Below are 21,302 nucleotides of genomic sequence, written 5' to 3' on the forward strand. Positions count from 1 at the left end.
GGCGGATGGCCGGCTCAGGCGGCCACTGGCCAGTCCGTGTAGCCCTGGGCGCCGCCGCCGTAGTAGGCCTCGTGCGGGGCCACGGCCAGCTCCTTGCCGTGGCGCAGGCGGGCCACCAGATCGGGGTTGGCGATGAAGGGGCGGCCGATGGCCACGGTATCGACCAAGCCCTTGGCGCGGCGATCCATGGCCAGTTCCAGGTCATAGCCGTTGTTGCCCATGTAGGCGCCGTCAAAGAGCTTGCGCAGCGCGTCCAGGTCCACGCCGGGCGGCAGTTCGCGCGAGCCGCCGGTGGCGCCTTCCACGACGTGCAGGTAGGCCAGGCCGAAGCGGTTGAGCTGGGGGATGAGGTAGCCGTAGAGGGCCATCACGTCGCTGTCCAGCGGCGTGTTGCCGGCGTTGGGCGTGACGGGCGACAGGCGGATGCCCACGCGGTCGGCGCCCCAGACCTTGGCCACGGTGTCGGTGACTTCCAGCGTCAGGCGGGCGCGGTTTTCGATGCTGCCGCCGTAGGCGTCGCTGCGGTGGTTGGTGGAGTCGCGCAGGAACTGGTCGAGCAGGTAGCCGTTGGCCGAGTGCACTTCCACGCCGTCAAAGCCTGCACGCTTGGCGCATTCGGCCGCATGGCGGTATTGCTCGACGATGCCGGGGATTTCGCTGGTTTCCAGGGCGCGGGGCATGGACACCTCGGCTACGCCGTTGGGCGTGAAGGTGACGCCTTCGGCCTTGATGGCAGAGGGGGCGACAGGGGCCACGCCACCGGGCTGCAGGTCCACGTGCGAGTAGCGGCCCACGTGCCACAGCTGGGCCACGATCTTGCCGCCGGCCGCATGTACGGCGTCGGTGACCTTCTTCCAGCCGGCGACCTGTTCCTCGGTCCAGATGCCGGGGGTCAGGTTGTAGCCGCGGCCCTGGGCCGAGATGTTGACGGCTTCGCTGATCAACAGGCCTGCGCTGGCACGCTGGGCGTAGTAGGTGGCGTGCAGTTCGGTGGGCACGCCGTCGTCACCGGCGCGGCTGCGGGTCAGCGGGGCCATGACGAAGCGGTTGGCGAGCGACAGGCCGCCCAGTTGGGTGGGGGAGAACAGATCGGTGTGAAGGCTGTGGTCGGTCATGGTGTGCAGTGGTGGTGGTTGAACAAAAAGGAGGAGGGATGGGCGAAGGGTGAAAGGTTTGAAGTTGACCAGTCGTCTACAAAAAGACAAATAAAAAGCAGCGTCCAGGCCTGCTCAGCCCAGCAGCCGCTTCGTGGAAACAAGGGCTGCGGCAAAGGGCTCCTCATGCCGGCCCAGCTTGGACAGCAGGGAGGCACCCAGCCACAGCTGGTACAGCGATTCGGCCAGCGTGGGGGCATCCATGGTGGAGGTGATGGAGCCGTCGGCCTGGCCTGCGCGCACGCAGTCGGTCAGGCGGGTGATGATGGCGTCGGTGCCGGTGCGCAGCACCGAGCGCATGTCGTCGGACAGGTCGCAGACCTCGGGGCCCAGCTTGACCACCAGGCACTGGCCTCCTGCATGGGCCGAGCATTGTTTCTGTGTCCAATGGCGGAAGTAGGTCATCAGCCGGGAGATGGCCGGATCGGGCGTCTCCATGAGCGCATCGATCTTGGCCAGGTACTCGTCGAAGTACTCCTGCAGCAGGGCCTGGCCGAACTCTTCCTTGGACTTGAAGTAGTAGTAGAAGGAGCCCTTGGGCACGCCCGCGGCCGCGACGACCTCGGCCAGGCCGACGGCCGTGTAGCCTTTCTGGGTCATCAACGCCTTGGCCACATCAAGGATGTGCTGGCGTGTTTCCTGTGCGGGTTTCTTCATGGGATCGAAGTCTAACGAAAAACCGACCAGTCGTCTACAAACTTTGTTCCAGCGTCACTCCGGCGGTCGCAACGCCTGTGCCGTCGGGCAAGTCACCCGGCCGGATGATGCGCGCAAGGCCCATCCTGTCGCTCAGAAAGTCGATCAAGGCCCGGGCGGCGCCGGACTGGAAGCGGTTGGGCATGTACAGCATGAACATGCGGCCCTGGTTGATGCTGAATTCGTAGTCCTGCATGGCCAGCACGACGCGGCCATCTTCCACCTGGCGGCGCACCATGTAGTCGGGCACCAGCCCCACGCCCAAGCCACCGGTGATGCAGTCGCACAGGAAAGGGTAGCTGCGCGACATCAGCGTGGGCGTGATGTCCAGCTCCTCCAGTGGCTGGCCGTTCCGCGCAATCTGCAGGCGCACCTTGCCGCTTTCTCCGCCCGATGTGATGAGCGGCGTGCGCGACAGCTCGGACGGTGTCTCCGGCAGGCGGTGGCTGCGCAGCCAGTCGCTGGAGGCGCACAGGCTGTAGCGCACCGGCCCCATGTCGCGCGCCACCAGCATGGGCGGCGGGTCGGACATGACGCGGATGGCGATGTCCACGCTGTCCTTGAGCAGGTTGTCTATGAAGTTTTCCAGGCGGATGTCCAGCACCACCTGCGGATGGGCGCGCTTGAACTCGATCAGCCACGGCGCCATGACCAGGTGGCCGTAGCCGGTGGGCACGCTCAGCCCGATCTTTCCCGAGATGTCGTCCGTGCTGCTTTGGGCCAGCTCGCGCACCAGTTCGGTCTCGTTGAGGATGTTGCGTGCATGGCGGTAGATGCGCTGGCCGACCTCGGTGGCCTCCACGCCCTGGGGCGTTCTGCGCAGCAGCGATGCGCCCAGGGACTTCTCCAGCCGGGCCAGGTGGTAGCTCACGTTGGCCCGCGACATGTTCAAGAACTTTGCCGCCTGGCTCAGGTTTCCGTGCTCGATGATCTGGACAAGGATGTTGAATGCCAGGAGATCCATGCGCTGAAGTCCAAGGGGGTGTCAATATTATTTGACATGATGTCAACCGCCGCCGCCATTGTCAAAGAGGGTGCGCTGGGCAGAATGGGCCAGCCAGAACACATAAACATTCAAGGAGACAAGATGGCAGGCATCACAAAAAGACAGGCGTTGGCCAAGGGCATGGCGCTGGGCGCCATCGGCGTGGCAGCGTTCGCATCGCTGTGCAGCGCGGCGCAGGCCAATACCGATACCGGCGCCTGGCCCGACAGGCCGATTCGCCTGGTCGTTCCCTTCCCGCCGGGTGGGCCCACCGATGGCGCAGCGCGCGTCTACGCCGAGGCGCTGGGGCGCCAGCTGGGCCAGCCGGTGGTGATAGAGAACAAGCCCGGCGCATCGGGCGCGGTGGCGGCGGGCCAGTTCCGCACGGCAGCGCCTGACGGCTATACGCTGATGATGATGGTCACGCCCACCATCATGGCGCCGCATTTCTTCAAGAACGTCAAGTTCCACCCGGCCACGGATTTCGCCCCGGTCACCAAGATCTATGACTTGCCCAATGTGATTGCGGTCAATGCGCAGTCGCTGCCCAAGGTGACGGACCTCAAATCGCTGTTCCAGTACGCCAAGGCGCAGCCCGCCACGCTGGACTACACCAGCTCCGGGGCGGGCAGCTCGGGCCACCTGAGCATGGAGCTGATGAAATCCGCCAGGCTGCACACCATGCAGCACGTGGCCTACAAGGGCAGCGCGCCCGCCATGAACGACACGCTGGGCGGCGTGGTGCCGGTGATCTATGCGGACATGGTGTCTGCGCTGCCCCATATCCGCAGCGGCCGGCTGAAGGCGCTGGCGGTGGGCACGCCGCAGCGCGTGAAGGCGCTGGACGGCGTGCAGACCATGGCCGAGCAGGGCTTTGGCGGCTATGAGGCATCGTCCTGGGGCGGCCTGGTGGCACCCAGGGAAACACCGCGCGCCATCATCGACAAGCTCAGCGCCACCTCGCGCCAGCTGCTGGCCACCGACGAGGTGCGCGACCGCTTCGAGAAGATCGGCGTGACGGCCGCCTACCTCAACCCCCAGGACACCGAGGGCCTGATCCGCAGCGACTACACGCGCTGGGGCGAGGTGGTGCGTACCAACGGCCTGGGTGCGGAGTGAGCCCATGGCCATGAGTCCTATTCCTGCGCAATCCATGTTCCGGCCCCTGCGGGCCGTGCGTTCCCTGGCCGATGTGGAGGCCATCGAAAGCCAGCCCATGGCCGGGCTGATCACGGCGCAAACGGTCTACGACCTGTTTTGCAACTCCGCGCGTGAGCACGGCCAGGGCAGGGCGCTGAGCTTTCTGCCCCAGGCCGGCAGCGTGGATGACGCCCGGCACCTGAGCTATGCCGAACTGCTGGGCCGGATCCACCAGACGGCCAACGCCCTGCATGCGCTGGGCATGGGCGCCAGCGACACGGTGGCCATCCTGCTGCCCGGCTGCATGGAGTACCACTTTGCGCTGTGGGGCGGCGAGGCGGCGGGCATCGTGCAGCCCATCAATCCTTTGCTGAGTGCCGAGAAGATCTCTGCCCTGATGCGGACCACGGGCGCGCGCTTTCTGATCGCCTGGGCGGACGAGGACGATGCCGGCATCCGCGAGAAAGTCACGGCGCTGGATGCGGACCTGGCGCATGTGCTCTGGGTCTCGCATGAAGGTCGGACTCCCCTGGGGGATGGACAGCGCTGGCCCGCCAGCGATCTGAACGCCGCCCTGGCCGCCCAGCCCTCCGACCGGTTGGTGAGCGGGCGCCAGCCCCAGGCCGGCGACGTGGCGGCCTACTTTCATACCGGGGGCACCACGGGTGCGCCCAAGATCGCCGTGCAAACGCATGGCGCCCAGGTCTACACCGCCTGGGCCAGCGTGCAGATGCAGGGCCTGAACACGGCCGACCGCACCATCAACGGCTACCCGCTGTTCCATGTGGCGGGCGTGCTGCCGGGCTCGCTGGCCTGCTTCTCGGCCGGGGCCCACGTCATCATTCCGACCACGGGGCTGTTTCGCAACAAGGCCGTGATTGCCGGCTTCTGGCGCATGGCGGCACAGTGGAAGCCCACGCTGATGTCGGCCGTGCCCACGGTGCTGGCCGCGCTGGTGGAGGTGCCGCTGCAGGGGGCCGATGTGTCCTCCATCCGCTACTTCCGCACGGGCGCCGCGCCGCTGTCGCCCGAGGTGGCGGCGCGCTTCAAGGCGCACAGCGGTTTCCATGTGCACGAGAGCCTGGGCATGACCGAGATGACGGGCATCTCCACCATCACGCCGCCCGGCCTGCACGCGGCGGCCGGACATGTGGGCCTGCGCCTGCCGTTTGCGCGCCTGGCCGTGCGCCGCATGGGGCCGGACGGCAGGCCATCGGACCAGGAAGCCGCGCCTGGCGAAACCGGCATGGTGGTGTTCCAGTCGCCCAACCTGTTTTCCGGATACCTGGGCGGCATTGAGCCGTCCAGCTACCTCACCGACGACGGCTGGCTGATCACGGGCGACCTGGGCTCGGTCGGCGACGATGGCCTGCTGCGGCTGCGCGGGCGTTCCAAGGACGTCATCATCCGCAGCGGCCACAACATCGATCCGCAGGTGATAGAGCAGGCGCTGGAGCGCCATCCCGCCGTCAAGGCCTGCGCCGCCGTGGGCGCACCCGATGCCTATGCGGGCGAGGTGCCTGTGGCCTTTGTCGCGCTCCACCCCGGCGCCCAGGCCGATGAGACCGAACTGCTGGCCTTTGCCGCAGCCGGCGTGGACGAAGCGCCTGCGCGCCCGCGCTATGTGCGCATCATCGATGCGCTCCCCACCACCAACGTGGGCAAGGTCTACAAGCCGCGCCTGCGCAGCATGGCTGCGGAAATCTACGCCCGCACCCTGGTGGCCCAGGCGCATGAGCGCATGGGCCTGCCGCTGCAGCCCGCGGCCAGCACCACGCATGCGGAAGGCGAGGGCTTTGTGCTGCGCCCGGCCCGGGCGGCTGACCGGAGCCCTTGGGAGCAGGCCGCCGAGGCGCTGGCCTTCACGGGCGAGCCGGTGCGCATCGAGGATGCCGCCTGAGCGCTGGGCCGAACCCCATTGCAGCCACCTGGTGAACTGCGCCGGGGCGGTGTGCAATGCACATAGAATGCAAACCATTCGCATTCAATAACCAATGCGGCGCCATGCGGCCGCACCCCACTGCCCAAGCACGTTCATGCCGTCGGCCCGTTGTGGCGCCGATGGCTGTTTTTTTGTCCTTTGAGGAAGCTGCAATGAAGAAACACTGGATTCTTGTCTCCGCACTCCTGGCCGCCAGCGGCGCCAGCCAGGCCCACCAGATCTGGCTGGAACAGCCGGCCGGCGAAACCGCCGTGATCCGCTTTGGCGAATTCGGCGACAACCTGCGCGAGACATCGCCGGGCCTGCTCGACAAGTTCGGCAAGCCCGTGGCCACCCTGGTGTCTGCCCAGGGCGAGAAGGCGGCCGATGGCCGAAAGACCGGCACCGGCTTTGCGCTGCCCTTCAAGGCCGGCCAGGGCGACAGCATCGTGGCCGAGGATGCCGGCTACCCGCTGTACACCAGCAAGAAGGGCGAGCAGGAACTGCGCAACTGGTACCACCCGGCCGCGCGCCTGATCACCGGCTTTGCCGCCCAGGCCCCGCGCCTGACGCTGGATGTGGTGCCCTCGGGCAAGGCCGGCGAGTTCAAGGTCATCTACAAGGGCCAGCCGCTGCCCAAGGCCAAGGTGGTGCTGACCGTGCAATCGGGCTGGAGCAAGGAAGCCCATGCCGACGAGCAGGGCCTGGTGCAGTTCGACATGCCCTGGAAGGGCACCTACGTGGCCGAAGCCACGCACGACGAGCGCAGCGGCGGCCAGCGTACCGGCCCGAACGGCGCAGAAAAATACGACGGCGTGCACTACGTGACCTCGGTCACCTACGTCAAGCCTGATGGCGTCGCCGCCATCCCGGCCGGCCCTGCAGCCAAGCCCAACAAATAGGCACTGCGGCAGGCATTGCGGTCCTGCACGGTCCGCCCCGCACCGGCCGGTGCGGGGCGCCGGTTTCCATGGCGTCCGGGCCTGCAGGCATACGGGCGCGACGCCAGCCACCAGGCAGGGCTCAGGGCAGGAACGGTGACGACAGCAGCCGCAAGCCGATGGAAAACCACCGCTCCTGCGTGCTGCTGCCCGCGCGGTTGCCGTAGGTGGCATCGACCTGCACATGTCCAGGCACCAGCCAGTAGCGCAGGCCCATCTGGTAGAAGGGCTTGCCCTGGTTCTGGCCGAATGTCTCGGCAATCAGCCAGGTGCTCTGGCTCAATTGGGCCTCGGTGGCCAGGCCCCAGGTCATGAGGTTGCGATGCGTCTGCGCCGTGCGCAGCCAGCCCACGTTGGTGTGGAAGAACAGCCGGTCATCGCGCAGCGAGAACGTGACGGGCACATAGGCGTACAGATCCCCCCGGACCTGGCCCTCGTCATTCGGATGCCGCGCATTGCCCACGGCCAGGCCCCAGCCCCAGCCATTGGGCTGCAGTTCCTTGAACAGGGTCTTGCCCTGGATCACCACATCCGTGGTCCGGCTGCTGCCGTCCTCTCGCGTGCGTGCCGCGCCCAGCGTCAGCTCCAGATTGCCCGTGAAATTGCAGGCCGGCTGCGCCCAGAACTCCGTGCTGTCCTTCCTGGACTTGACCCAGCTTTCCAGCTGGCAGGACTTGGCATCGACGATGCGGGCATCGTCCGTGATCATGGGGCGAGCCGCGTAAGCCGGGCCGCTACCTAGGGCCGCTGCCAGGCCCAGGGCTGCTGCCGTCCAAAGGGGGTGGGAATTGCGCATGGCCCGCCATCCTAAAGCCGAAAAATGACGCCACCAGAACATTGCTGTACCAGGAGCGCCACAACAACGGCTGTGCACGGATTTGCCCATATGGCCCTGTCCATCGCCAAACTGGGTCAGGCACACATCCCCGGACGGATCGCGCTGGGGAACCACGTCCCCGCACACATACAGCCGCTCCGTGCCCGCCTTCGCAACGTACTTCCACTAATGGTCCCAAGGCAGGCGATAGCCCGTGGCAGCCAGAAAGCGCTGCGCTTCCTCTTGCTGCCATCACTTGTCATTCCGTGGGGTTTTTTGCTCATTTTTACATAACGATAAATGCATCATGCTTTTTATAAAACCGTATCGCATTTATATAGTCAACGATAGTGGGGAATTCCACTTGCTGTTCCAGATTTTCGATTATATCCTCCACATCTTCTTTTGAAAGATAGGGGGAAAATCCTGCCCTGAAAAATAATTCTCTAACTTGTAATTCATCCTGGGGACTCTGATTTAAATCCGCGCTATAGAAAAATACCTTGGCATCATCTTCTATATCGATATCAGTCTTTGCGTAGAGCCATCCTTCATTAATGGAAATTTCCTCAATGACTTTCTTGAGATTGATGAGATTTTTCATGGATGAATAATGAGTTGATTAATGAGGGCGCTGTCATCTTGCTCATGAAAATCAAATTTCGAATAATGCGATCGCAAAAGTATGCGGGACATTTTCCTGTGTTGTACGATTGAATATCTATAATACCTTCAAGTCATAAATAAATACAGTGGATTCACCAGTGCATGCCGATGTTTTTATTCTGAATACAGCAGTTAAATCAGATGGCTCTCCATCAATCCAGAGATCAATGTCTGAAAGCTTGTCAAATGGCCCCAATCCTTCCCGTGTTTCCATTTCTGCCACACTTGATTCTGGAGGCATCGTGTACCTCTGCCTCTTGTGCTTTGGGTTGGAAATGTAGTTTTCTAAGACACGTGAAATTTCGAATGAGTTATCTTCGTCCAAAATTTGCTTGTTTTGGGTAATTTGATGATTGCAGATGATCTTCAATAGATCCATGATCTGTATTTTTGCATTTGGAATATCTTTGACCATTGACATAGATTCCGTGACAACACTTCAAATAGCAGAACGTCACTGATGTCGATAGTTATGTCGCATAGACAATAAAATCTCCGTTTCTTCAGTTTTTGTCACCAATCCACAGGGTATATATTGGGCTAGCCTAATTCATGACCTGCGTTGATTATTATTTTTCTTAGTAGGCGGATCTTTTTATTATTTTTAAATGCTGTTTGCGTAAGAATTTCTGAAAATTCGTTGTGGATCGCGTTGGTGGAAATACGTTTATTTCGCATCTCATCAATTATTCCTATGTCGGTTTCAAAAGTAAGTGCTAGCGGCTTTTCTTTATAATATGAAAATCTGCAAACACATATTTCATTGATAATGATGGCGCCGTTTGATCTATGGTTGTCCAGAAATAGTCTTATATTGCTTGGTGAATCTATTTTTCTTAAAATATTTGATAATCTAAATCCGTAGAAATCCAGGCCGCTACTCCATAATTTTCTTCTGAATGTATATAGTTTTAAATTAACTCCTTGGTTTCTTTGGTTTATAGAATAATTTTTCTCAAATAACTCATGACCACAAGGATCCCCTGTACTATCAAATCCTATTGAGTGTAATTCTCCTAAATTTTCTATGAGGGTGTTGGTTTCTTCAAATCCTGTGCATATTTCCCCATTGATATATTTATTTAAAACATAAGAAATTTTCGAAGAGTCAATGCTCATATTGGTACTCTACTGCAAGCAAATAGTCAGCGAAAATTGAATTTTCATACCGGATCATAAAATCCAATGGGCTTGTATAGCTCATTCATATGACATTGCATGCTGGCGTTTATATCACTTATGGGTATGTATTTCACACATCGTATGCCATGATCTTCGAATATTTCTTTTGCCTTCTCTGAACCAATTAGTCTTGCCTGACTAGATGATATATTCACAATGTCGAAAATGTCAAAATCCAAGTCATCCTTGAAATGGAGACTTTCATATTCAATGCCTCTTGGAGATATTGGTTTGCTATTTGAAAGATCCAAGCAGTTTTCGGCTTTGAATTTCTTTGGTATTGCGATGAAAACATCCCTGGTATTTCTTGAAATGCCTTTGCTGTCGATGCAATCAACACGTTTGATTTCGGAAAAATTATGTTTGATTTTTGGCAGGCATCTTGCGAATTCCGCACTTATGACATAAAAGTACTCTGCACCCTTGCGAACTTCATATGTATAGTTATTTTCTCCATCAAAATGAGTTTTTCAGGAAGCGATGGTAGTGTTCCTCCGTATCTTTTGGGGCCGGCATACCAAGGGTTATAACCATAATCCCCTTCTACCTCTTCAAAATCTTTAGCAAGTATGGAATGATAAAATCCAGCAGAGCATCCGAATTCCTCGTTGATGGCTATTATGTAATATTCTTTATTCATTCAAATATTTCCTATAAGTGGTTAATGTCATTTCGTCACATGCTGTTGCAGAGTATTCATACTAGCGCGGACCGATGATGGGTTGAAGGCTTTGGCAAGCTGCGAATCCGCGTTGACCGGCAGCTGAATACCCACGAAGCGTTGTTGAAGTTGGCGGTGGTGATATTGTGCGCACGATTGGCGGTCGGTGGTGTTGTTCACTCTAAATATTGAGACGTATTTATATCCAAAACTATATTGTTGTGGATGGATAGTCACTGAATTCTTTCATCCAGCCACTATCACCAAACAGCTCTCCAGCAAGACCATCACTCATTTGAGAAATGCTGTCGCTATCGTTGAATTTTATATCAATCACCTCTTGATCAGCCATTCTGAGTATTCTGAAAATAGCAGAATCGATAGCCAGGAGTGCAAGATATTTGAAATCATCTTTTTGATCTTGTGAAAGAGGCGAATAGAATTCACTAAATCTTATAGACTCAGGTGTTCTAAGATTTCCTTGTATAAAATCAAAAACTCTCTCAATAGAAGAGTCTCTTGCCTCTTTGATGAAGATTTTTCCAAAATCTCTTAATATATCTTGTCTGTTCATTTGATGCACCGATGAATATTTGAAAATAATAATTCGACATCCTTGTCAATACGATAATGACTATTTCATAGTGATCACCGGGTCTTTCCAGACATCTTCATAGCCTTCATCATCAATGATGAAGCGATAATCTGGAGCCAGTGCCAAGTAGGGAAGTAATTCAGGCCAAAATTCCAAAACATGGCCGACGTGTACAGACTGGAAGAAATCTGCAGCGCTGGAATAATCTCCAGCCCATATATACCAACCTGCGCATTCTTGATCGGGTAGAGCGCGCATTCCTGTAACTGGTTGCTGCCCTCTTGTCTGTAAAGCTATTCCTATTCTTGAATATGGGTCAGGGTAAGCTGCAGGTGATTCAAAAAAATCGCACTTTTGACGTTGAATTGCTTTGATGTGAACGGAATCGATAGTGGTCAGAGCTTTAAACAACGCCGAGCCAAAATCATCACCAATCTTGCTTGCAGCTGACCAGTCCAAGTCTCCCAGCGGAACAGACCAGATGGAGGTGTCATTGGGAAGAGATTTGAAGACATAGCCGGTTCCTCCTCCATCTGTGCCAAAACACAAAGCTTCGGCACCCAGGTAATGCTGAACAAGAAAATCCTTGTTGAGTTGCTCCAGTTCGTCCAGCGGCCAGAACGTCAGGTACATATCACCAAAATTTCCTTCGCCTTCATTGGACCAGCGCATCCAATTCGCGTAATCGTCAGGAAGATTGAGCCTTCTGGATATTTCTGTAATTGTTTCCTCCGGCAGAGGAGGTTCGCGACGATATCTGTCAGACATCAAAATCTTTACCGTATCGATAGTGCTGGTCATGATTGTGAATCAAAGGTTTTTGTGACGATTCCCGAGAGGTAAAAGAATACTCCTGGAGTACCTGAAAATGAAACCTGGGTCCACAGCATTAATCGCTCACGACCGTCTATTTAGCCTATCTACCAACTCTACTGCCTTCATGACAATATCATCTGTCTCAGAGAATTGTCTACCGATGGATGACGGACCGATCATCGGTGCCGGTCCGCAACACGCTGCGCATGACCGCCTCACCCCAGACCTTGCAGTCCGCAGCCCAGGCTACCTGGCCTTGCTCGTCGGTCAGCTCCAGCGGCGCACCGATCTGGTCGCACTGGTACCAGTAGGTACTGTGTTCCTCGCCCGCTCCCTGAATGGTGGCCAGCGGTACAAAGCTGCCTGGCTCGTAGATATAGAGCGCCTGTCTTCCTCCACGCTGGCTGTGCACCATGAGGTCACCATCCCACAGGTAGTGGGTGCTGCCGAAGGCATCGCTTTTGGCGACACGTCGGCCCAGGGGGTCGTAGGCATAGCGCGTGGCCTGGGTGACGCCATGGCGCGTGGTGTTCGATTCGATGAGCTGGTGGTCTGCGTTCCAGGTCAGGTCCAGCACTTCCTGGGTGCCGGCCTTCTGGTTGCCCCGGGTGCGCTTTGTGACGTTGCCGTGCACGTCGTATTCAAAGTGCAGGTCTTGGTAGAAGCGCAGGCGGTTGTCGCCCACCACGCTAAGAGTGGTGTCCACGGGCTGGCCGTCTTTGCCGGGGATGGAGTCCAGCAGGTTGCCTGCGGGGTCGAAGGCAAACAGTTCGCGGGCCAGCGGGCTGCCTTGTGCGGGCAGGCTGGCGAGGATGCGGCCGGTGGTGTCGTATATACGGACGTGTTATGGAATTTTTAAATCATAGAGATAGACTGCTTGAGCATCGGACTTAGGATTTCTTCTTACGCAAAAGGTTGCCACAGCGTCACTTTCTTCGCCGTTGCTCCACAGAAATACATCGATGGCGTATTTATCATTAGGATCTTTGGGAAGGTCAAATACGTATGATTTCTGCAATGCATCGTCGGGTGGTATTGTAATTAATTTTCCGCGAAAGATGTCATGAGAACGCTCAATATATTCCTGTGGCGATGCATCACCTAGCAGGTTTTTTGTATGCAATACGTCATAATTTTCTTTGGCCATTTCTTTTATTATTGACTTTATATTTGAAATGATTCTAGGATTATTTTCCAAGTATGATTCAGTCATTTCATCTCCTGTTTGCTACAGTTCGCATGGGTGTTGTTGCTGTAACCCCAAGGTTGTTGAAATAAGGATCGACATGCATTAGGAATAAACATTTTGATTCCTCTTCTGTCAATCCAGCCTTTCTAATTGCTTTGTATCCTATTCTTCTTTCAGCAGCGTATGTTCCACCCCCTGCCTCACGTTGAATTTGCGTTGCAATATAGTGTTCAGATCCAATTTTTGTAGAAGGTCCACCTAACTGTATGGCTGGTGCTCCTGTATAACTATATTTCGGTATGGTTTTAGCAGCTGCATCTTGGATAATGTGATGACCATCTTTGGCTGTATTTGATTTTGCACCGTAATCTCTTCCATTCGCTTTCATGTTATCCAATATTTTCTTGCAAGTGCAGGGACAGGGTTTAAACGGTGCCAAGCCATATGGATCAATCCATCCGGTTGTATTGTTCGAATTCAAGAATAGGTTTATTCCACCTTCTAAACCAATAGGATCCTGACTAACAAACCTCCCCACCACCGGATCGTAATACCTGAACCGGTTGTAATGCAGCCCCGTCTCCTCATCAAACTGCTGTCCCTGGAAGCGGAAGGGTTGCTCAATGGGCGGCGGTGGAGGTGGTGCAACAGGCTTTGAGCCCCAAGCCCGTGCGCTGACGGGTCGATCATCGGTGCCGGTTTGCAACACGCTGCGCATGACCGCCTCACCCCAGACCTTGTAGTCCGCCGCCCAGGCCACCTGGCCTTGCTCGTCGGTCAGCTCCAGCGGGGCACCGATCTGGTCGCATTGGTACCAGTAGGTGCTGTGTTCCTCGCCCGCTCCCTGGATGGTGGCCAGCGGTACAAAGCTGCCTGGCTCGTAGATGTACAGCGCCTGTCTTGCGCCCCGCTGGCTGTGCACCATGAGGTCGCCATCCCACAGGTAGTGGGTGCTGCCGAAGGCATCGCTCTTGGAGACGCACCGGCCCAGGGGGTCGTAGGCGTAGCGAGTTGTGTGAATGAATTGTTTTATCAGCTAACCATGTTCAGTCGTGCTTGTAGCGCTCTTACATGCTGACACCACTCTTCCAAATCCTCCACTGACTGCCATCCCTCCAAAGCTTCGCAAGGTGGTCGCAGAACACGCCCTACGGCCAGGCGAGCCATAGGCAAAAGGTCAGGTGAAGGTGATTCAATGCAATCAAATTCGAGCCATTCTGCAATGCGCTCTACAATATTGATTGATGACCCTGGATGTCCATAGGCTTGAGCAATAACCTCTGCTGCCGCTAGCGCTCCAGAGGCTAAATCAATTTCAATATATGAATCTTTGGCTACATTGATTTCTTCGAAAGATTCACGGATCAACGAATAATCTTTTTTTCTCTCCAATAGACCAAGCCAATGGAATGACTCATCATTGCCAAATATTTCTGTACTCCAAGTTCCCATTTTGTTTATCCGAGATATATCTTGTTATTTTTCAGCCAATTAAAAATCTCCATTCGTTTTGTTCTGTCTTTATAATCTAGTGTTGGCTTCAGTTTGAGCTTATTTCTAATTTCACAAATTAGCTTCTCTGGATTATCATAAAGTTCTAAGTTGGCGTGCTTTTTACTTAGTGCAGCATGTTTTTCTTCATCCCAAACATCTTCAGCCATGATCAACATTTGATCACTATTTGGAGTCCAGTTCATGTTGAATTTTATTATCTGGGAAACATTCATTAGTCTCGCGTCGCTTATCCGATCTATTGGCGGGGTAAATGAATTATCTCTGTGAACCACTTCTCCATGCCAAAATTTTGGGTCAAGATATGCCTTCCAATTTGCACTGACAAGTGGAGTTAACTGATTTGCATGAAGTATCTCTTCTGTAAATTCCAGCTTTGTGCTCTTGAATTCAAAAACTTCACACAGATATGTATGGCCGGCTATCATGTATAAAAGGCGCATATATGCGTAGCACCCATTTCCTATGTATATGCCTAATATATCACCGGGCTGAACTTCCTTGAATCGTATTTTCATATATTAGCAGGGGTTAATTTGAGAAGAGGGGGCATTTTTTAACCATTCTTCAGCTTTCTGATAGCCTTTTTCAAATGCACTGTGTCGATCTGCAGGCCTTGTGGTGCTATCGCGGTTGTAGCCTACCTTTTTATTTCCAATATTTCCTTTCCCGCAAGGGCATCCCCATTTTCCGTCAAGAGTATCGTGATGCTCTATCAGTTTTTGTTCAAAGCCTCGAGCATCGCCATAAGTGGGTACATTACTAATACGTTTTAAATCTTCTCCAGTTTGTAGTCGTCCTGAATCACGATGTTGGCCTTGCCTAACATCCATGTCACCTGTTTGCCCAACATAGCCGACGACTCCGCCTTCTTTACAGATTGCATAGATATCATAGCCTTTCCCACCATTTGTATCTGTGTGAGGAATAGATTTAAGTCCCCATGGATCTTTCAATGTCAATGGGTTCAGTGCGAACTCAAATAAATTACTGCCTCCCAGTACGCCGATAGGATCTTGCGATATAAATCTTCCAATTTTCGGGTCGTAATATCTGAAAAGGTTATAGTTCAAACCTGTTTCTTCATCAAATTGTTGTCCTTGCAAGCGCAGTGGCTGTTCGACGGATCGGCGCGGAGTTGGCACAGTGACCTTGATTCCCCAAGCCCGCGCGCTGATCGGCCGATCATCGGTGCCGGTCCTCAACACGCTGCGCATGACCGCCTCACCCCAGACCTTGTAGTCCGCCGCCCAGGCCACCTGGCCTTGTTCGTCGGTCAACTCGAGCGGGGCTCCGATCTGGTCGCACTGGTACCAGTAGGTGCTGTGTTCCTCGCCCGCTCCCTGGATGGTGGCCAGCGGTACAAAGCTGCCTGGCTCGTAGATGTACAGCGCCTGCCTTACACCGCGTTGGCTGTGCACCGTGAGGTCGCCATCCCACAGGTAGTGGGTGCTGCCGAAGGCATCGCTCTTGGAGACACGCCGGCCCAGGGGGTCGTAGGTGTAGCGGGTGGCCTGGGTGACGCCATGGCGCGTGGTGTTCGATTCGATGAGCTGGTGGTCTGCGTTCCAGGTCAGGTCCAGTACTTCCTGGGTACCGGCTTTCTGGTTGCCCCGGGTGCGCTTTGTGACGTTGCCGTGCACGTCGTATTCAAAGTGCAGGTCCTGGTAGAAGCGCAGGCGGTTGTCGCCGACGGCGCCCAGGGTGGTGCCCACGGGTTGGCCGTCCAGAGCTGTTGAGGTGTCCAGCAGGCTGCCTACGATCTGCCCTCGACGGGCAGGCCGGCAAAGTATGAGTACAAGAGCAGGTCAGAGGTGCAATATCTCAGTATCGACCAGTGTCGTCTTTCTCTCTTTCTCCAACTAGATATTCTAAAAATCTTTCTAAGTTAAAGAACATTTTATAGTCTGCACCGAAGTATCTCCAAACTTGCGGTTCAATATTTCCTTCAACCCACACCAAATAAGCCTCCTCTGGCTCGTAAGGATTCAGAGCAAAAAGTGTGCAGTGGCTAGCTGAGATACTTTCTGGAGGAGTTTCCGACCAATTTTCTTTTCTTAAACTTATCCACTCTTTTGCTATATCATTATTGTATATGTCAGATATTTCTTTAAGACTTAACCAGTCTTGATCAAGGTTGGCATTTTTCCAGCTACTTGCATATTCGAACCTTAATTTCAGCATTGGAGACAGTTTTCTAAAGCTGTAATCAAGCATCATGATTTCGTGTATATCATCCTCTTTTTCGCTAATCTCCTGATCGCCATGCTCAGGATCATTGGCATTTCTCAAGAATAACTTTTCCATTAGAGAAGTTGTGTTGTGCATTAGCAGCCTCCTAAATTGTCAACAAGCTTCACGCTGTCGTATGTATAACCTACAGGTATTTTAGATACAATGCCTCCTACATATGAATTTGTCTCTTTCATTTGAGCCATCCAATCAAGAGGAATGGCCGGGCCACCTGCTGCTGCATCTGGAACATGTCCAGCAACCGTATTTCCAGGACATTGACAGCGCATCCTTTTTTTCCAATTTCTAGACTCTCTTTCCTCTTGTTCTGTCAGTATTCTACGTGTCATAGATCCACCGTTTGCATTAATCTGCTTGTTCCAGCGATCTGTGAACTCTTGTAGTTCTTTAGCTGCCGGAGAATTGGCTGGAAATTTATTCTTTATGCATAGGGTTTTACCGGCGGTCTTGAATGCTACTGGCTCTAGGCCTAGAGGATCTGCAAAAACTACGGGGTTCGTTCCATAACGATAAAAATTAACACCGCCCGCTAGCTTAATAGGATCTTGCGAAACATATACTCCAACCACAGGATCGTAATACCGAAACCGGTTGTAGTGCAGCCCCGTCTCTTCATCAAACTGCTGTCCCTGAAACCGGAAGGGTTGCTCAATGGGCGGCGGTGAAGGTGGTGCAACAGGCTTTGAGCCCCAGGCCCGCGCACTGACAGGCCGATCATCGGTGCCGGTCCGCAACACGGCGCGCATGACCGCCTCACCCCAGACCTTGTAGTCCGCCGCCCAGGCTACCTGGCCTTGTTCGTCGGTCAGCTCCAGCGGCGCACCGATCTGGTCGCATTGGTACCAGTAGGTGCTGTGCTCTTCGCCCGCTCCCTGGATGGTGGCCAGCGGCACAAAGCTCCCCGGCTCGTAGATGTAAAGCGCCTGTCTTGCGCCCCGCTGGCTGTGCACCATGAGGTCGCCGTCCCAGAGGTAGTGGGTGCTGCCGAAGGCATCGCTTTTGGCGACACGTCGGCCCAGGGGGTCGTAGGCGTAGCGCGTGGCCTGGGTGACGCCATGGCGCGTGGTGTTCGATTCGATGAGCTGGTGGTCTGCGTTCCAGGTCAGGTCCAGCACTTCCTGGGTGCCGGCCTTCTGGTTGCCCCGGGTGCGCTTTGTGACGTTGCCGTGCACGTCGTATTCAAAGTGCAGGTCTTGGTAGAAGCGCAGGCGGTTGTCGCCGACCACGCCAAGAGTGGTGTCCACGGGTTGGCCGTCTTTGCCGGGGATGGAGTCCAGCAGGTTGCCGGCGGGGTCGAAGGCAAACAGTTCGCGGGCCAGCGGGCTGCCTTGTGCGGGCAGGCTGGCTAGGATGCGGCCCGTGGGGTCGTAGCGGAAGTCCTGGCGGCCGCGCAGGGAGTCGGCACGGGCGATGAGCTGGCCTGCGGCGTCGTAGGCGTAGCCACGCTCCAGCGTTGCGTTGGAGTTGCCGGGCCGGATCACGTGGCCGCTGCCTTGCAGCGCGGCGCGGTGGCGCAGCAGACGCCCGGCAGGGTCCCAGTCGTAGCGGCTGGACAGTGCGCCCTGGCTGCGGCGCACTTCGCGGTGCAGGGCGTCGCGTTCCATGTCGGCGATGACCTGGTGCGCCGCCGGAGGCTGGTCAGGGCCTTGCGCTGGAGCGATGTTGATCTGGTGCAGGTGGCCCGAGCCATAGAACAGCCAGTGCAGGGTGCGGCCATCAGGCATGCGGGTGTGGGTGCGGTTGCCCAGTTCGTCATAGCCGTGCGAGAGGCTGCGCTGCAGTTTCTGGCGGGCCTGGCCTGTGGCATTGCCGAGAGCCTGCAGGGTCTGGGTCTCGCTGAGCAACTGGCCCATGGGGTCATAGGCAAAGGCCAGGTGGGAGGCGGCGTTGCTGGCCTGGGTCAGGCGGCCCAGGGCGTCGTAGCGGTAGGTGGTTTCTTCCACGGGGCCGGTGTGGCCCAGGGCGCGCTTGGCCAGCAGACGGCCCAGGGCATCGCGCTCGAAGCAGGTGACCTTGCCGGGCCCGGCGTCGCTGCCACCGGCTTCGATGACGTGGGTCAGTTCACCGGCGGCGTTGTAGATGTAGCGCTGCCAGCGGTCGTCGAAGCCGACTTCGTCGGTGAGCTGGTCGCGTAGGTCGTAGCGGAAGTGGGTGCGGGCGTGGTTCTCGTTGTCCAGGGCAATAAGGCGGCCGGCGCGGTCGTAGTGGTAGGCGAGGCTGCGGCCTGCGGCGTCAATCCGGGTGAGCGGGCGGCCCATGCCGTCGTAGGTGTAGCGGGTGCTCTGGCCCATGGGGTCGGTGTAGGCCAGCAGGTGGCCTTCGCCGTTCCAGGCGTAGAGGTGGATGGGGGTGGTGGGCTGGCTGCCTGGGGCCGCGGGGCTGGACGGCTCGATGACGCGTATCAGCTGGCCCGCATCGTTGTATTCGTAGCGGGTCTGCTGGCCCAGCGCATCGGTGCGTAGCACGGGCTGGCCCAGGGCGTCGTAGGCGAAGCGCGTGGTCTGGCCCGAGCAGTCGGTGTAGGCCACAAGGCGGTCGGCCTCATCCCAGGCCAGGCGCTTGAAGCCTCCCTTGGCGTCAATGACTTCCACGGTGCGGCCCCGGGCGTCATGGCGGTAGCGCGTGGTGCGGCCCAAGGGGTCGGTGGCCTGCACAAGGTGGCCCCGGCTGTCGTATTCCTGTTGCCATTCGTGGCCGAGGGCGTCGCGCAGCGTGGTGACCAGGTCCAGCGGGTTGTATTGCAGCGTGGTGGCATGGCCCATGGCGTCGATGATCTGGACCAGGTTGCCGCGTGCATCGCGGCGCAGGGTGGTGCGGCGGCCCAGGGGGTCTATGCGGCCTGTGGAGGCGCCGGTGGCATCGGTGGGGGTCTGCTCGATGATCTGTTCGGGCGTGCCTTCCGCGATGACGGTGGCGATGATGTTGAAGCGCGCATCCCAGTGGTAGGCGGTGGTACGGCCCAGGCCGTCGGTGTGGCGCGTGACGCGCTCATGGGGCAGGTAAGTGAAGCGGTCGTCGTCCTGGCCGGGTACCGGCGTGTCGGCGCACCAGGAGCGCAGCACGCGGCCCTGGGGTCCTTCGATGTCGTACTGGGCGAAGTAGCGATGCCCGCTGGATTTGCGGTAGCCCACCAGCACGCCAGAGCGCCAGGCGTATTGGCGGTAGGGCTGGCTGCCGTGGTGCGTGGAGATAAGCTGGCCCTGGGCGTCGTAGGCGTACTGGGCCAGGGTCTGCGGGGCGTGCTCCGCGGCATGAAGGACCACGGCAGTCAGGCGTGCGCCGGCAAAGGCGTCCAGCGGCAGTGTGCCTGGCGCGCTCCAGTGCAGGTGCAGGCGGCGGCCTGCGGTGTCGCTCAGGCCGGCGAGCAGGGGGCGGGCGAAGGGCGCGGGTGGTTTGCCCTGTGTGGCGGGGGCAGCACCCTGGCCTGCGGCGTAGCGTGCACTCCAGGTCTGCGTTGTGGCGGGTTCGTCCGAGCCCAGGGCGTATTTCCAATGCAATTGCACGGTGTTGCCGTCGCGGTCCTGGAGCGCGGCCAGCGGCAGGCGCCATTGCTCGGGTGCTTCGCGGCGGAAGAGGCGGGACAGGCCTTCCTTGTAGGTGATGGCCCAGAGGTCGGGTTCGGGGTGGCTGAGCGTGAACTTTTCATAGATGTCGAAATGCTCGGCTCCCACGGCCAGGGAGGGCAATGTGACGTACAGGCCTGTGTCGTCTGCCAGCACGCAGCCATCGGCCGACAGGCGCAGTTCCTGCGTGAATTCATGGCTCCAGCCCCGGCCCCAGGGACTTTCTTCGGCAAGGCCCGAGATGTAGCGGCGCCGCCAGACGATGGGGATGGGGCCTGCGAGGGTGAAATCGGTTTCGTCCAGGTGCTTCTGGCCGGTGGACAGGATGACGGGCAAGGGTGTGGCGCACTGCGAGCAGGGGCCTTTGCCATCGGGCTTCTTGGTGTCGCTGTGCTCGGTGGTGGGGTGCTGATCGCTGTTGCCCTGGCTTTTGGTTTTGCGCTTGAATTTGCCTGTCAGGGCCGCCAGCACGGCCACGCCGCTGCCCATGAGCCACAGCGCCAGTTGCATGCGTGCGTTTTCCATTTGCGTAGGCGTCATCTCCGAGTCCCAGTTGGCCGTGATGTTGCGGATTTCCTCGGCTGCCTGTATGGCCGCCTGGCCCGTGCCCACGGCGCGGTCCACCATGACGGTGCCCCCTGCGATCTGTCCCAGTACAGGGACGCCCTGCACGGCAGTGGCGGCGATGGAGACGGCCAGGCCCGTGTAGGTGTCTGTGTCCTTGAGCATTGCCAGCAATTCCTCGGCCTGGGCCTGACCGGCCGCGCTGAAATGCCGCAATTCCATGCCGGTCAGCACGTTTTTGCCGTTCTCGATCATTTTGGCGGTTTCAGGCGCCAGTCTGATCAGGATGGCATTGGTCAGCGTGGTGACGCCGTTGACCACCATCTCCCCCGCTTCATGGACGACGGACTTGACGTAGGTGACGTGCTGGTTGGCGTGGTCCTTGACCTTGGTGAACAGGCCTGCGAGGACGGTGAGCGGATCGTGCTTGCCGGTATCCATGGCGCCGTAGCGGTTGGCCATGTCGGTGCCGTATTCCTTGACGGTGCCCAGCGGGACCTTGATGGCGCTGCTGTTGTTGGAGTGCCAGGCCACGCCGGGGTCGCCCTTGGGCTTGAGGTGGACCGGGGTGGCCGGGTCGAAGGTCCAGGCGTTGGCGGTCTGGGTGATGGCGCCATCGCCGCCGCTGAAGATGTGCGTGCCCATGG

21 protein-coding genes and 1 pseudogene are annotated in these 21,302 nt (G+C 57.3%); 3 read left to right on the plus strand and 19 right to left on the minus strand.

Features of this window, described 5'->3' with window-relative positions; translation table 11 throughout:
- Positions 1-14: 14 nt before the first annotated feature.
- The 3 genes from G4D77_RS30205 to G4D77_RS30215 form a co-directional block, all read right to left on the minus strand.
- Entirely contained in the window at positions 15-1,115 is a 1,101-nt protein-coding gene (locus tag G4D77_RS30205; RefSeq protein WP_154834247.1) for an alkene reductase, read from the minus strand.
- A 114-nt stretch (positions 1,116-1,229) separates the two neighbouring features.
- Positions 1,230-1,811 (minus strand): TetR/AcrR family transcriptional regulator, encoded by a 582-nt coding sequence (locus tag G4D77_RS30210; protein WP_016447017.1) that lies wholly within the window; start codon positions 1,809-1,811, stop codon positions 1,230-1,232.
- A gap of 34 nt (positions 1,812-1,845) precedes the next feature.
- Complete coding sequence (locus G4D77_RS30215; RefSeq protein WP_154834248.1) at positions 1,846-2,814, minus strand: LysR family transcriptional regulator; 969 nt, start codon at positions 2,812-2,814, stop codon at positions 1,846-1,848.
- Positions 2,815-2,937: 123 nt separating this feature from the next.
- Here G4D77_RS30215 and G4D77_RS30220 point away from each other — a divergent pair, with 123 nt between their 5' ends.
- The 3 genes from G4D77_RS30220 to G4D77_RS30230 all read left to right on the plus strand — a co-directional run bounded on the left by G4D77_RS30220 (position 2,938) and on the right by G4D77_RS30230 (position 6,798).
- Positions 2,938-3,954, plus strand: coding sequence for a Bug family tripartite tricarboxylate transporter substrate binding protein (locus G4D77_RS30220; protein ID WP_154834249.1), 1,017 nt, complete (start codon positions 2,938-2,940; stop codon positions 3,952-3,954).
- Between the two features lie 4 nt (positions 3,955-3,958).
- Complete coding sequence (locus G4D77_RS30225; protein WP_154834250.1) at positions 3,959-5,875, plus strand: AMP-binding protein; 1,917 nt, start codon at positions 3,959-3,961, stop codon at positions 5,873-5,875.
- 194 nt (positions 5,876-6,069) lie between these two features.
- A complete protein-coding gene (locus G4D77_RS30230; RefSeq protein ID WP_154834251.1) occupies positions 6,070-6,798 on the plus strand; it encodes a DUF4198 domain-containing protein in 729 nt (242 codons plus the stop codon).
- Between the two features lie 121 nt (positions 6,799-6,919).
- Here the strand turns inward: G4D77_RS30230 and G4D77_RS30235 are convergent, their stop codons facing one another.
- From G4D77_RS30235 to G4D77_RS30310, 16 genes and pseudogenes are all read right to left on the minus strand, one after another.
- Positions 6,920-7,633 carry a PA4824 family protein gene (locus tag G4D77_RS30235; RefSeq protein ID WP_154834252.1) on the minus strand — a complete coding sequence of 238 codons (714 nt, stop codon included), beginning with the start codon at positions 7,631-7,633 and terminating at the stop codon, positions 6,920-6,922.
- Between the two features lie 307 nt (positions 7,634-7,940).
- Positions 7,941-8,258, minus strand: a complete 318-nt coding sequence (locus G4D77_RS30240) for a DUF7716 domain-containing protein (protein WP_154834253.1) — start codon at positions 8,256-8,258, stop codon at positions 7,941-7,943.
- A 117-nt stretch (positions 8,259-8,375) separates the two neighbouring features.
- The gene (locus G4D77_RS30245) at positions 8,376-8,735 is read right to left on the minus strand and encodes a hypothetical protein (protein WP_154834254.1); all 360 of its coding nucleotides are present in this window, start codon (positions 8,733-8,735) and stop codon (positions 8,376-8,378) included.
- 125 nt (positions 8,736-8,860) lie between these two features.
- Positions 8,861-9,439: a hypothetical protein gene (locus G4D77_RS30250; protein WP_154834255.1), complete on the minus strand. Its 579-nt coding sequence runs from the start codon at positions 9,437-9,439 to the stop codon at positions 8,861-8,863.
- A 460-nt stretch (positions 9,440-9,899) separates the two neighbouring features.
- A complete protein-coding gene (locus G4D77_RS30255) occupies positions 9,900-10,142 on the minus strand; it encodes a hypothetical protein (RefSeq protein WP_154834256.1) in 243 nt (80 codons plus the stop codon).
- A gap of 27 nt (positions 10,143-10,169) precedes the next feature.
- Complete coding sequence (locus tag G4D77_RS31110; RefSeq protein WP_193726218.1) at positions 10,170-10,343, minus strand: hypothetical protein; 174 nt, start codon at positions 10,341-10,343, stop codon at positions 10,170-10,172.
- A 31-nt stretch (positions 10,344-10,374) separates the two neighbouring features.
- The gene (locus tag G4D77_RS30265) at positions 10,375-10,737 is read right to left on the minus strand and encodes a hypothetical protein (protein ID WP_154834257.1); all 363 of its coding nucleotides are present in this window, start codon (positions 10,735-10,737) and stop codon (positions 10,375-10,377) included.
- A 60-nt stretch (positions 10,738-10,797) separates the two neighbouring features.
- Complete coding sequence (locus G4D77_RS30270) at positions 10,798-11,559, minus strand: SMI1/KNR4 family protein (RefSeq protein ID WP_154834258.1); 762 nt, start codon at positions 11,557-11,559, stop codon at positions 10,798-10,800.
- Between the two features lie 169 nt (positions 11,560-11,728).
- Positions 11,729-12,409, minus strand: a complete 681-nt coding sequence (locus G4D77_RS30275) for an RHS domain-containing protein (protein WP_213758001.1) — start codon at positions 12,407-12,409, stop codon at positions 11,729-11,731.
- A gap of 9 nt (positions 12,410-12,418) precedes the next feature.
- Complete coding sequence (locus G4D77_RS30280; protein ID WP_154834260.1) at positions 12,419-12,787, minus strand: DUF7668 domain-containing protein; 369 nt, start codon at positions 12,785-12,787, stop codon at positions 12,419-12,421.
- Between the two features lies 1 nt (position 12,788).
- Positions 12,789-13,688 carry an RHS repeat domain-containing protein gene (locus G4D77_RS30285; RefSeq protein ID WP_154834261.1) on the minus strand — a complete coding sequence of 300 codons (900 nt, stop codon included), beginning with the start codon at positions 13,686-13,688 and terminating at the stop codon, positions 12,789-12,791.
- 107 nt (positions 13,689-13,795) lie between these two features.
- Positions 13,796-14,215 carry a DUF4259 domain-containing protein gene (locus G4D77_RS30290; RefSeq protein WP_154834262.1) on the minus strand — a complete coding sequence of 140 codons (420 nt, stop codon included), beginning with the start codon at positions 14,213-14,215 and terminating at the stop codon, positions 13,796-13,798.
- A 5-nt stretch (positions 14,216-14,220) separates the two neighbouring features.
- Complete coding sequence (locus tag G4D77_RS30295; RefSeq protein ID WP_154834263.1) at positions 14,221-14,793, minus strand: hypothetical protein; 573 nt, start codon at positions 14,791-14,793, stop codon at positions 14,221-14,223.
- Positions 14,794-15,207: 414 nt separating this feature from the next.
- Positions 15,208-15,978 (minus strand): annotated as a pseudogene (locus G4D77_RS31115) (RHS repeat-associated core domain-containing protein); the annotation flags it as partial.
- A 121-nt stretch (positions 15,979-16,099) separates the two neighbouring features.
- Positions 16,100-16,603, minus strand: a complete 504-nt coding sequence (locus tag G4D77_RS30305) for a hypothetical protein (RefSeq protein ID WP_151021350.1) — start codon at positions 16,601-16,603, stop codon at positions 16,100-16,102.
- Positions 16,603-21,300: an RHS repeat-associated core domain-containing protein gene (locus G4D77_RS30310; protein WP_154834265.1), complete on the minus strand. Its 4,698-nt coding sequence runs from the start codon at positions 21,298-21,300 to the stop codon at positions 16,603-16,605. The genes G4D77_RS30305 and G4D77_RS30310 overlap by 1 nt, the downstream gene beginning before the upstream one ends.
- Positions 21,301-21,302: the final 2 nt, after the last annotated feature.

Origin of the sequence: Delftia sp. WY8 (assembly GCF_018437695.1) — a bacterium.
Lineage (GTDB): Bacteria > Pseudomonadota > Gammaproteobacteria > Burkholderiales > Burkholderiaceae_C > Comamonas > Comamonas tsuruhatensis.

What these genes read in the sequence shown, in the direction of transcription:
- G4D77_RS30245 (WP_154834254.1), bottom strand. Translation starts at nt 8,735, where the DNA reads ATGGTCAAAGATATTCCAAATGCAAAAATACAGATCATGGATCTATTG.
- G4D77_RS30280 (WP_154834260.1), bottom strand. Translation starts at nt 12,787, where the DNA reads ATGACTGAATCATACTTGGAAAATAATCCTAGAATCATTTCAAATATA.
- G4D77_RS30230 (WP_154834251.1), top strand. Translation starts at nt 6,070, where the DNA reads ATGAAGAAACACTGGATTCTTGTCTCCGCACTCCTGGCCGCCAGCGGC.
- G4D77_RS30265 (WP_154834257.1), bottom strand. Translation starts at nt 10,737, where the DNA reads ATGAACAGACAAGATATATTAAGAGATTTTGGAAAAATCTTCATCAAA.
- G4D77_RS30240 (WP_154834253.1), bottom strand. Translation starts at nt 8,258, where the DNA reads ATGAAAAATCTCATCAATCTCAAGAAAGTCATTGAGGAAATTTCCATT.
- G4D77_RS30250 (WP_154834255.1), bottom strand. Translation starts at nt 9,439, where the DNA reads ATGAGCATTGACTCTTCGAAAATTTCTTATGTTTTAAATAAATATATC.
- G4D77_RS30305 (WP_151021350.1), bottom strand. Translation starts at nt 16,603, where the DNA reads ATGCACAACACAACTTCTCTAATGGAAAAGTTATTCTTGAGAAATGCC.
- G4D77_RS30220 (WP_154834249.1), top strand. Translation starts at nt 2,938, where the DNA reads ATGGCAGGCATCACAAAAAGACAGGCGTTGGCCAAGGGCATGGCGCTG.
- G4D77_RS30225 (WP_154834250.1), top strand. Translation starts at nt 3,959, where the DNA reads ATGGCCATGAGTCCTATTCCTGCGCAATCCATGTTCCGGCCCCTGCGG.
- G4D77_RS30290 (WP_154834262.1), bottom strand. Translation starts at nt 14,215, where the DNA reads ATGGGAACTTGGAGTACAGAAATATTTGGCAATGATGAGTCATTCCAT.
- G4D77_RS30295 (WP_154834263.1), bottom strand. Translation starts at nt 14,793, where the DNA reads ATGAAAATACGATTCAAGGAAGTTCAGCCCGGTGATATATTAGGCATA.
- G4D77_RS30205 (WP_154834247.1), bottom strand. Translation starts at nt 1,115, where the DNA reads ATGACCGACCACAGCCTTCACACCGATCTGTTCTCCCCCACCCAACTG.
- G4D77_RS30215 (WP_154834248.1), bottom strand. Translation starts at nt 2,814, where the DNA reads ATGGATCTCCTGGCATTCAACATCCTTGTCCAGATCATCGAGCACGGA.
- G4D77_RS30210 (WP_016447017.1), bottom strand. Translation starts at nt 1,811, where the DNA reads ATGAAGAAACCCGCACAGGAAACACGCCAGCACATCCTTGATGTGGCC.
- G4D77_RS30255 (WP_154834256.1), bottom strand. Translation starts at nt 10,142, where the DNA reads ATGAATAAAGAATATTACATAATAGCCATCAACGAGGAATTCGGATGC.
- G4D77_RS30270 (WP_154834258.1), bottom strand. Translation starts at nt 11,559, where the DNA reads ATGACCAGCACTATCGATACGGTAAAGATTTTGATGTCTGACAGATAT.
- G4D77_RS30235 (WP_154834252.1), bottom strand. Translation starts at nt 7,633, where the DNA reads ATGCGCAATTCCCACCCCCTTTGGACGGCAGCAGCCCTGGGCCTGGCA.
- G4D77_RS30310 (WP_154834265.1), bottom strand. Translation starts at nt 21,300, where the DNA reads ATGGGCACGCACATCTTCAGCGGCGGCGATGGCGCCATCACCCAGACC.
- G4D77_RS30285 (WP_154834261.1), bottom strand. Translation starts at nt 13,688, where the DNA reads ATGGTGCACAGCCAGCGGGGCGCAAGACAGGCGCTGTACATCTACGAG.